Origin of the sequence: Streptomyces sp. NPDC005811 (assembly GCF_040630405.1) — a bacterium.
Classification (GTDB): domain Bacteria; phylum Actinomycetota; class Actinomycetes; order Streptomycetales; family Streptomycetaceae; genus Streptomyces.
Map to the genome: position 1 here is coordinate 19,116 of NZ_JBEXXK010000091.1, position 9,458 is coordinate 28,573.

Annotated in this window: 9 protein-coding genes and 1 pseudogene; 4 read left to right on the forward strand and 6 right to left on the reverse strand. The window is 71.6% G+C overall.

Annotation, left to right across the window (positions count from 1 at the left end; genetic code table 11):
• Nucleotides 1-91 precede the first annotated feature (91 nt).
• Entirely contained in the window at nucleotides 92-919 is an 828-nt protein-coding gene (locus tag ABZ490_RS49660; RefSeq protein WP_359006797.1) for a DUF1295 domain-containing protein, read from the forward strand.
• A 68-nt stretch (nucleotides 920-987) separates the two neighbouring features.
• Nucleotides 988-1,653 (forward strand): alpha/beta fold hydrolase, encoded by a 666-nt coding sequence (locus ABZ490_RS49665; RefSeq protein WP_359006831.1) that lies wholly within the window; start codon nucleotides 988-990, stop codon nucleotides 1,651-1,653.
• Between the two features lie 55 nt (nucleotides 1,654-1,708).
• On the opposite strand, the gene ABZ490_RS49670 is transcribed toward ABZ490_RS49665, so the two are convergent.
• The 6 genes and pseudogenes from ABZ490_RS49670 to ABZ490_RS49695 all read right to left on the reverse strand — a co-directional run bounded on the left by ABZ490_RS49670 (nucleotide 1,709) and on the right by ABZ490_RS49695 (nucleotide 7,782).
• On the reverse strand, nucleotides 1,709-2,455 hold the full coding sequence (locus tag ABZ490_RS49670; RefSeq protein ID WP_359006800.1) for an anti-sigma factor: 747 nt from the start codon (nucleotides 2,453-2,455) through the stop codon (nucleotides 1,709-1,711).
• A complete protein-coding gene (locus ABZ490_RS49675; protein ID WP_359006834.1) occupies nucleotides 2,452-3,036 on the reverse strand; it encodes a sigma-70 family RNA polymerase sigma factor in 585 nt (194 codons plus the stop codon). Before ABZ490_RS49675 ends, ABZ490_RS49670 begins: the two co-directional genes overlap by 4 nt.
• Nucleotides 3,029-3,559, reverse strand: coding sequence for an alpha-L-rhamnosidase C-terminal domain-containing protein (locus ABZ490_RS49680; RefSeq protein WP_359006837.1), 531 nt, complete (start codon nucleotides 3,557-3,559; stop codon nucleotides 3,029-3,031). The genes ABZ490_RS49675 and ABZ490_RS49680 overlap by 8 nt, the downstream gene beginning before the upstream one ends.
• A gap of 89 nt (nucleotides 3,560-3,648) precedes the next feature.
• Nucleotides 3,649-4,482: pseudogene (locus ABZ490_RS49685) on the reverse strand (alpha-L-rhamnosidase); the annotation flags it as partial.
• A 668-nt stretch (nucleotides 4,483-5,150) separates the two neighbouring features.
• Nucleotides 5,151-5,954: a GntR family transcriptional regulator gene (locus ABZ490_RS49690; protein WP_359006803.1), complete on the reverse strand. Its 804-nt coding sequence runs from the start codon at nucleotides 5,952-5,954 to the stop codon at nucleotides 5,151-5,153.
• Nucleotides 5,935-7,782: a thioredoxin family protein gene (locus tag ABZ490_RS49695; RefSeq protein ID WP_359006806.1), complete on the reverse strand. Its 1,848-nt coding sequence runs from the start codon at nucleotides 7,780-7,782 to the stop codon at nucleotides 5,935-5,937. The genes ABZ490_RS49690 and ABZ490_RS49695 overlap by 20 nt, the downstream gene beginning before the upstream one ends.
• A gap of 363 nt (nucleotides 7,783-8,145) precedes the next feature.
• On the opposite strand from ABZ490_RS49695, the gene ABZ490_RS49700 reads away from it, so the two are divergent.
• Both ABZ490_RS49700 and ABZ490_RS49705 read left to right on the forward strand, forming a co-directional pair.
• Nucleotides 8,146-8,547, forward strand: coding sequence for a hypothetical protein (locus tag ABZ490_RS49700; protein ID WP_359006809.1), 402 nt, complete (start codon nucleotides 8,146-8,148; stop codon nucleotides 8,545-8,547).
• A 287-nt stretch (nucleotides 8,548-8,834) separates the two neighbouring features.
• The coding region (locus tag ABZ490_RS49705) for a hypothetical protein (RefSeq protein ID WP_359006812.1) at nucleotides 8,835-9,458 on the forward strand (624 nt) is incomplete at its 3' end.

The window sequence follows — 9,458 nt, forward strand, 5'->3', positions numbered from 1 at the left end:
TCCGGACCATCACCCGGACCCGCGCCGCCCACCGGCCGGCCGCCCGCACGGCGGCGACCACGCACCCGTCGTACCAGGGGCCGGAGAAGCCGTGAGCGGTTTCCCGTGGGGCGCGTTCGCGCTCAATCTCGCGTGGGCCGCCGCCGCGACCCTGGCCGTCATGCTGGTCACCTTCGCCGTCGCGGTGCGCGTCGGCGTGCACCGGATCGTGGACGTCGCCTGGGGGATCGGCTTCACCGCCGTCGCCGCCGTGACGTTCGCGGCCTCCGCCGGTCACGGTGACCTCGGCCGGCGCGTCCTGGTCACGGTGCTGACCGCGGTGTGGGGGCTGCGGCTCGCCGCGCACATCGCCCGCCGCGGCCGGGGCCACGGCGAGGACCCGCGCTACGAGGCGATGCTGGCCAAGGCCCCGGGCAACCGGAACGCGTACGCCCTGCGGATGGTGTACCTGCTCCAGGGCGCCCTGGTGTGGCTGGTGTCGCTGCCCGTACAGGCGGCGCAGTACGTGCCCGGGCCGCCGTCCCCGTTCGCCTGGGCCGGTACCGCGCTGTGGGCGGTGGGCCTGGGCTTCGAGGCGGTCGGGGACGCCCAGCTCGCCCGGTTCAAGGCCGACCCCGCCCATCGCGGAGCGATCATGGACCGGGGTCTGTGGTCGTGGACCCGGCACCCCAACTACTTCGGGGACTTCTGTGTGTGGTGGGGCCTGTTCCTGCTCACGTGCGACTCACCGGCGGCCGCCGCCGTGTCCGTCGTGTCCCCCGTGGTGATGAGTCTGCTGCTGATCCGCGGCAGCGGGAAGCGACTCCTGGAACGGCACATGGCCGAACGGCCCGGCTTCGCCGCGTACACGGCCCGTACCAGCGGTTTTTTCCCCCGCCCGCCGAAGCGGGACCGGACCGGCGGCCGGAGGCCCTCGTGACCGTCCCTTCCCATGAGCCCGGGGAACGGCAGGAGACGGGGCGGCCCACCGCCCGGGCGGACTCCGCGCTGGTGCTGCGCCGGTGTCCGCCGCGGCCGCGGGCGGCCGTCCTGGTGCTGCACGGCGGGCAGGCGGACAGCGAGCGGCCCGCCCGGCCCTGGCAGCCGGCCGCGCTGCGCATGGACCCGATCGTCCGCGCGGTGACCGCCGCGCTGCCCCACCCGGACGTCCTGGTGGGGCAGGTCCGCTATCGCCTCCGCGGCTGGAACGGCACCCGCGCCGACCCGGCACGGGACGCCCGCCGGGCGCTGCACGATCTCGCCCGCCTCGCCGGCCCCGTCCCCACGGTGCTGCTGGGCCACTCCATGGGCGGCCGGGCCGCCCTGCACGCTGCCGATCACCCACAGGTCCGCGGTGTGCTCGCCCTCGCGCCGTGGTGGCCCGTCGGCGAGCCGGTCGAGCAGGTGGCGGGCCGGCGGATCGTCGCCCTGCACGGGGCTCGGGACCGCGTGACCTCCCCCGCCGCGACGGCCGACTGCGTCCGCCGGGCGCAGGGCACGGCGACCCGGGCCGGGATGGCCCTCGTCGCCGACGGTGACCATGCCCTGCTGCGCCGTCACCGCTTCTGGCACCTCACCGCCGCGGCAGTCGTGGCCCATCTGCTCGACCCCGACGGGGTGCCGGACCCGCTGCCCGAGGAGTGCTACGGGACGGGCGCCTTCCCCGAGCTCTGACCACGGACCGCGCCTCCCGTCCACGCCTCTTGTCCGAGCCGCGGGGCCGCGTCGCTCAGGCGGGCAGCGTCATGAGGGCGACCGGGCGGGAGGTCGGCTCCCGCGAACCGCCCGCGGGTTCGACCGTGATGCCCATCCCCGAGGCCCCGTCCACCGCGCCGCGCAGCAGCACGGCCTGGTCGCTGCGGCCGGGGTCCATCAGCCCCGCCGACCGCATGCTCCCGGCGTCGTCGAACCAGAGCTGGTAGACCTTGCCGCCGGGCGGACGGGTCATCCCCGACACCACGAACACGGCCTTGTCCAGTTCCCGGGAGACGACGACGGCACCGGTGGCGCCGTCGCCCAGTTCCGCGGCCCGGGTGCGGGCGTCCGGCGCGGTGAGTACGGCGGCGATCCCGTCCGTCGTGCCGGCCGCGCGGTGGGCCCGCTCGCCGGCGTCCTCGGCCCGCTGGTGCTCCCACACGGCAGTCCCGCCGAGCGCGGCGGCCGTGGCGAGGCAGGCGGCGAGCGCCCACCGGGTCAGCACCCGGGACCGACGACCGTCGCGCGCCGGGCGCGACACCGGCCCGGGCGTGTCCTGCCGGACGGCGGTGATCCGGCGCAGGACGTGCTCGCGCAGTGCCGGGGAGGGCACGGTGGCGGCGGCGAGCCCGAGACGGGCGGCCGTCGCGCGCAGCTCGGCCGCCTCCTGCGCGCACGCCTCGCAGCGGGAGAGATGACGCTCGAAGGAGACGTTCTCGCGGTCGGACAGGGCGTGCAGGGCGTAGGCGCCCGTCAGCCGGTGCAGGTCGACGCCGGTCACACCGTCACCCCCAGGCAGTCGCGCAGCCGGATCAGCCCGTCGCGCAGCCGGGTCTTGACGGTCCCCAGCGGAAGGTGGAGCGCCTCCGCCACCTCGCGGTAGGTCAGACCGCGGTAGTACGCCAGCGTGACCGCCTGGCGCTGGACGTCGGTCAGGGTGCGCACACAGCGCCGCACCTGTTCCCGTTCCAGCCGCGCCTCGACGTGCTCGGCCACCTCGTCGTACTCGGGCACCCGGTCCAGCAGCGCGGCCCTGTGGTCCCGGGCCGCCGCGGCGTCCACCGACCGCACCCGGTCGACCGCGCGGCGGTGGGCGAGGGTGAGGATCCAGTTGATCGCCGTACCCCGGTCGGGGCGGTACCGGGGAGCGGTCCGCCACACCTCCACGAACACCTCCTGGGCAACCTCCTCCGACTGCGCGTGATCACGGAGAACGGCGCGTACGACTCCCAGCACCGGACCCGCCACGGCGTCGTAGACGTCGGCGAACGCCTCTTCGTCCCCCAGCGCCACCTGACCCAACAGGCCCTGTAGGTCGGGCTCCGTCGAGGGGTTTCTTCCGATATGCACTGCTTCATTCACCGAGGGCCTCCACCGTCGGGACATGTCCGGGCGTAATCCGTTCCTGTCGGGAGCCCGGATCGGTTGCGGTGGAGGGCGTGCGAATGCGGAAAAGGTGATCTCGGAACCTGACCTCGGCACCGCCGTCGCGGCATGCCGCCCGCCCCGTCGACGCCCAGGAGCGGGGGCGCCGGACGTGTGCTTCCCTGACGGTGGCCACCGTGCCGGCCGAGAGGCTACGGCGGCGCAGGATGCCACTGGGGGCGTCCGCCGGATCCCGGTAGGGCACGGCGAAGCGATGGCTGCCGGGGCCGACCTCCTGCTGCTCGGCTTCCGGCAGCACCACGACGGCGGTCGAGCCGGTCGGCACGGCGATCTCCACCCGCAACTCACCGGCCACGCGTTCCCATGCGACCTCGGCGAGCCCGTACGGCGTACGGTGTGCGGTCCGCACCCAGGTGAGGCCGCCTCCGGGGCGTGGCTCGACGCGCAGGGTCCGATAGCCTGGCGCGCCGGGAGGGAGCCCCGCCACCACCCGGTGCATCCCGTCATCTCACCAGGAATGATCGATCTGTCCGGGAGCATCGAGTCCCACCGCTCCCAGATCGTCGTGGCCCCCATCGTCACCGGGTACAACCATGACGGGCATTCGGTCTGCAGCACCATCTGATAGGCGTCGTCGACCGCTCCCGCCGACGTGAGCGCGTCGCAGATGACCGGCGTCCCGAGGAAACCGGTGGCGACCTTGTGGCCCTTCTCCCGTACCAGGCGAACGAGTTGTTCGGCAGCACCGGCCCGCTGATCGGCGTCGGTCAGCAGAGCGAACTCCAGGGCCAGGGCCTAGCCCGTCTGCCCCGAGCCGGCGAGCCTGCCCTTCCGCGTGACGAACTCGTCGTCGAACGTCTGCCGCACACGCTCGGCGAGTTCGGTGTACTTCGCCGCCTCCGCACCCGCCTCCTCACCGATCACCTCCGCGAAGCGGGCCATCATGTCGGCCGTGCGGGCCCGGTAGGCGGTGGCCACCAGCAGCGCGTCCGTCTCGGCACGCCACGGCGCGTCCGGTGGCGCGGCCGGGTCCAGCCGGTCCCCGAGTTGCAGGGTCGGCCTGTCGAAGAGGGCGGAGGGCCCGAGCGAGGCCGTCAGACCGTCGACCCATGCCCGCATGCTCGCGTACTGGCGGCGCAGGAGCCCCGTGTCGCCGAAGCGCTGGAAGAGGACCCAGGGCACGAGCACCGCGGCGTCGCTCCAGCCGGCCGTCGGCGCCGGATCCGCGAAAGGGCCGGGGGAGTCGACCCGGGGCACGAACGACGGCACGACGCCGGTCTCGGTCTGGTCCGCCGAGAGATCCGCCAGCCACGAGGTGAGGACCCCGGCGCCGTCGTAGAGGTAGCAGGACGTCGGCGCGAAGACGTGGACATCGCCGGTCCACCCCATCCGCTCGTCGCGCTGCGGGTAGCTCGAGCACATCGCCGCCCACACGGACGCCCCTCTGCTCACCGGCGCCACCACGGCCGCTTGCTGAGGCAGGGAGCCTCCATGGTCGATGCGCGTGCGGCCCGACCCGCGCGATCCGCGTGTCCGCGCCGTTTTGGCCGTATGGTCGTTGGCCCGCTCGTGCCGTTGACCGCCCCGCCCCCAGTGGGGCGCGGATCGAGCCGTTGTTGCGGACAGTGGCGCGATCGCCTGGCAATGTGCGATCGACGGTACCCGGGAATGCGTAGTCACCGCCCTGGCCGCCCTGCCCGCTCAGGCCTACGGCGGGGGCCGTGTCTGGACCGGGTGCCTCTGTGGAATTGGCTTTCCGGCGTCTGACCCGCGTCGGCCGCCCTTCCCCGTCCGCGGCGCCGACCAGTACGGCTCGGCCTCGGAAGCGATCCGCGGTGAACGACGCCGGCGCATGTGCCGCTGCGCAGCGGTAGAGGGCCGGGGTTCACACGCAGCGGCCGTGCTCACAGATCTTGTCGGGTGGGCAGTCGATGTCGTTGCGGCAAGAGGAGTTGGGGCCGTAGCGGTCCCAGCCCCAGCGGCCGGGAACCGTCATCGGGCCCCGCCTCGCCCCCTTCGCACCGGCTGCCCCGGCCCGACGGTAGGAATCGATGGGCACCACGTTCGGACCCTCGGATGGATCGGGCTCCTTAGGCACTGTCTCTTCTCCGGGTAGGTGTATGTCCCGACGGCAGTGTCAACTTCACGGACTGGACGAGGTCGCTGTCGATGATCGCCTCGGTGAGTCGCCGCTGGTCCCGGGTGACGAAACTCAGCATCTGATCGTGGGCGGCGTCGGAGTCCCCGGCGAGGACCGCTTCCACCACCGGATGGATCGGGATCGACTCGCTCCGCAGTGCCTCCTGGACCGGTGTCAGGAGGTAGTAGCGAACGAGCCTGGACAGCACATCCTCCAGACAGCGGTCGAACTCGAGGTTGCCGGACAGGCGTGCGATCCGCCTGAGGCAACGGTACAGGGCGACGATCACCTCATCGACGGGTTCGTCGCTCTCCTGGATGTCACAGTAGGCCTGAAGCGCGGCCCTCGCCTCCTCCTCATGAGGCGCCCTGCGCGCGGCGGCGGCAGCGGCGACGGGCGCCAGGGCCGCGCGGACGGCCATGAGATTCCGTGCCTCGTTGAGCGTCAGGGCGCGCACCTGCCAGCCGGCCCGCGGCAGCGGCTCGAGCCATCCACCGCAGGAGAGCGCGATGAGGGCCTCGCGGACCGGCGCCCGGCTCATGCCGAGCTCCTCACAGATGGTCACCTCGGAGAACGTGTGGTCCGGTGCCAGCACACCCGTCTGGATGCGCGACCGGATCTCACTGATGGCGCGCGCCCGCAGCGAACCTGTCTGCTCGGGCTCCCCGGTGGTACCCGCCGCGAGGTCCGCGCGGCGCGACTGCTGCTTTGTGCCGCGTCGGGGTGCGTCGTTTCTAGGCATCGGAAAGTCCACTCCAGTAATCGTTGATGACGGTGTCCGGCAGGGCCTCGCTCAGCGAGCCGAGCGCCACATCGGACAGCTCGTCGCTGTCGAACGTCGAAAGTCTCAGGACCCGCAGCCAGGTCGACCGGCGCAGTGTCGTCATCGCCTCGTCCCAGGAGCCCGCCAGCGCGCGGCTGTGGATCTCCAGCCGGCTCAGCCCCGTCAACCGGGTCGCCGCCGTTGCAGCCTGTTGCGTGGCCGCTTCGTCGCAGTTCTCGTCGACATAGGTGAGGGCGTCGATGTCGTCCGGACCGAAGCTGTCGAGGACGGTCCAGTCGAACGGCTCGTCGTCGGCGCTGCGGTAGATCTGGACGAAGACGCTCCACCCGGCGGGAACGGCGACCTCGCCGCCGTGGTCGATGTCGGTGACGGCGCATGCACCGAACCCGGGCGGCTGGAGGGCGAGTTGGTAGGGGAGGGCCTCACCGGCCGGGCGTAAGGTGCGCATCGGCCTCGGGAGCGCCGGTCGCCTGGTCCGACGGGCGGGCCGGTGGACGGCCTGCAACGCCGTCGTCAGCGTCCTCTCGACGTCGGTGTCGTCGTCGATGGCCGACCGCCAGATCTCGTGTCCGTCGCGCAGCAGCATCAGTGTTGGCACGACCGCGATCTCGTGGTCCTCGGTCACCGTGTGGCTTCGCCGCACGTCCACCGCCAGTACGGGCAGGCCGGGAAGGTCCTCGGCCAGCTTGCCCAGCACCGGCTTGATCGCCTCGCAGGTGGGGGCCCCGGCGACGGTGAACTCGACGAGTACCACCCCGGTCCGGACGCGTTCGCCGAACGCGTCGTCGGTCACCGGCTCGGTGCCGCCCACGGCGATCGGCTCCGGCGCATCCTGGTCGGTGACCGCGGCGATGCGACGCAGATCCGGCAGGCCCCAGCCGCCGTTCACGACCACGTCGGTCAGCTGGACGTCGGCCCCTTCGTAAAACGTGTCCAGTTGGACCAGGTACGGAAACGCGGCCAGATCCGCCGGGCCGACGGCGACAGCGCTGCCCGCCTCCAAGACCAGTGTCTGGAGTCGGCGCAGCGCGGGAATCCCTTCCAGGTTCCGGAGCGAGACGGGCATCTTGCTGATGATCAGCCGGTCGATGGTGTCCGGCCCGAACCCGTCGAGAACGGCCAGGTCCAGCGGCGGGTCGTCGCGGTGGTCGGCGGTCAGGTGGACGGTGAGTTCCCCGCCCTCCGGCAGCTCGTTCGGCCCCGGCCCGACCTGTTGCGGCGGCGCTGCCGCGCCTGGTCTGCTCACCCGGCACTCGACGCGTTCCGCCGGGGTGTCGGGCAGCAGCACCGTGCGCGCCGGCCGCGGGGGTGGCGGTGCCGGTCCGTCGTCGGCCGCCGTACCGTTCGCCGGGTCCGGGCCGTGCAGTGCGTCCAGCAACGGGACGAACGTGTCGGCGAACTCCGCTGCGGAGAACTCGCGTGCACCGGCCCGCTGCCACACCCGCACGCCGCGGTGGAAGAGGAGAAGGCTCGGAAATGCAGCGACTTGGTAGCGGCGGAGCAGTCCTGTCTCGGCTTCACCGTCAACGGCGACGAGCAGAAGCCGGTCCCGGACGGCGACCGCGAACCCGTCCAGGTGCGGGGCCATCTCCCAGCACGGCACGCACCAGCCGGTGGTGAACCACACCAGGACGTCCGACCGCTGTGCGAGCAGGTCGGTCAGCTGGTCGGCGGTGACCACGTCGACGTGGGGCGCGCCACCCGCCGGTGGCCGGTCGAGCGGAGGTGCCGCGTCGACCGGCGCCGGGTCGGCATCGGGCACCCGACCCTCGCCGAGGTCATGACCGGTCTGGTTCATGTCCCGCCTCGGTTCCTCTCGACGGCCGGATGGGGTCGGCCTCGCTGCACCGCACCTGTCGACCTGGTGTCAGTACCATTGGCATGCACTGATACTACCAGTGACCCTGGCCGTGAGCTGGTGCCGTGCATCGTGCTCGGCGCCGGAACCGGCGGCGAGGCTTCGATCGATGCCATCCAGGCGCCTCGAACCGCACGAGGCGAACGGAGCGGCGAAAAGGAAGCTTCTCCCTGTGCCGACCTTGCCTGCCTCCCGAATCGCCTCTAGCCTGATCATATTAAACATGAGATCTGAACCTTCCAGAGATGCCGACTCCGGCCCTCGGTGAAGGCGGGGATCGATAACAGTGGAGGTCGGAGGGCCATGACCATGTTGAATCTCAGCGCCACGGCTCGTGTGGGCCGCGTCCAGGCCGTGCTCCATGTGGATGCCTCCGACTCTGGGCATCAGGCCTTCACGTTGGACCTGCTCGTCGAGGAACCGTGGCATGTCTATGGGCCGGACGCTGCTTCAGGGTTGCCTGTGCTGGTCGAGGCGGCCGATCCGATGCGGCTCACCGCCCTCAGAATCCCGTCCGGACCGGACGGTGAGCTCAGTGGCCGGGTCGCGATCACCGGCACGGTCACCGGGGCGTTGCCCGGGGCGCACTTCGTCGTGCGTACCCAGGCCTGTGACGGCCCCCGGTGCGAGCCTCCCGCCCGCGCCAGGCTGACGCTCGTCGCCGATCGGCACGGCGCAGGTTCGCAGCCACCGAGAGCCGCGTGACGCGCGGCGCGCTCGTCTTGCTCGACCGGCCGAAGCACTGCTTCTCGCCCAAGGTCGGCAGCGAGGGGGCCAACTCCCGTTCCCCGCAAGACGTGCGACGCACCACGTGGGACACGCTGTGAAGAAGCCAGCGTGAAGAAAATTCATAAAATTTCAGGATCAACTGAACATAAGACCATCTTCCGCTCGTACTTCACTCTGAGCGCAGGCGCCGCGCTTGAAGACGAGGAAGATTCGTCCGATCGGCCAGCAGCCGATACCCCCCCAAACCCAAATGAGGCATTTCTATGTCCAGGGCTCATTCGAAGTACCGCACGCGCCGTGTAGCCGTGATCGGCGGTGCTGCCGCAGTGGTGTTGTCCGGAGCGGTGATCGCCGGCTCCGCTTTGGCTGGGGAGACGTCCAAGCCAAAAGACCAGCAGGCCACGACGAAGGCGGCCACGCCTACCGTGAACTGTCCGGACGTCGCGTCCCTGCTTCCGGCTGTTCCGGCCTCTGCGCAGGCTGAGGTGAACAACAACCTGGCTCTCCTGAACACCCAGATCCAGGAGGCCGACAACCGCATCGCCAGTTCGGTCGGCCAGGGCGGACCCGACTTCGTCCAGAACGCCGTCCTCGGCCCGCTGGCCGACAAGCGCGTCGCGACGATCAACCGCATCGCCACCGCCATCGGCCGCACCGCTGCGCGACCGCAAGGACTCGACTCCGTGGCCACCTGCACGCTCAACAACGGCGACAACGGCAACGCTGGTGACAACAAGGGCAATTGCGCCAACGGCAATGCCGGCAACGCGGGAGCGGGCGACAACGGCGATGCCGGGAACGGCATGAACCGTGGGAACGGCATGAACCGTGGGAACGGCAACGCGGGAGCGGGCGACAACGGCAACGCCGGGAACGGCATGAACCGA

Coding starts and splice junctions, on each gene's coding strand:
- ABZ490_RS49680 (WP_359006837.1), bottom strand. CDS start 3,559: ATGCACCGGGTGGTGGCGGGGCTCCCTCCCGGCGCGCCAGGCTATCGG.
- ABZ490_RS49695 (WP_359006806.1), bottom strand. CDS start 7,782: ATGAACCAGACCGGTCATGACCTCGGCGAGGGTCGGGTGCCCGATGCC.
- ABZ490_RS49700 (WP_359006809.1), top strand. CDS start 8,146: ATGACCATGTTGAATCTCAGCGCCACGGCTCGTGTGGGCCGCGTCCAG.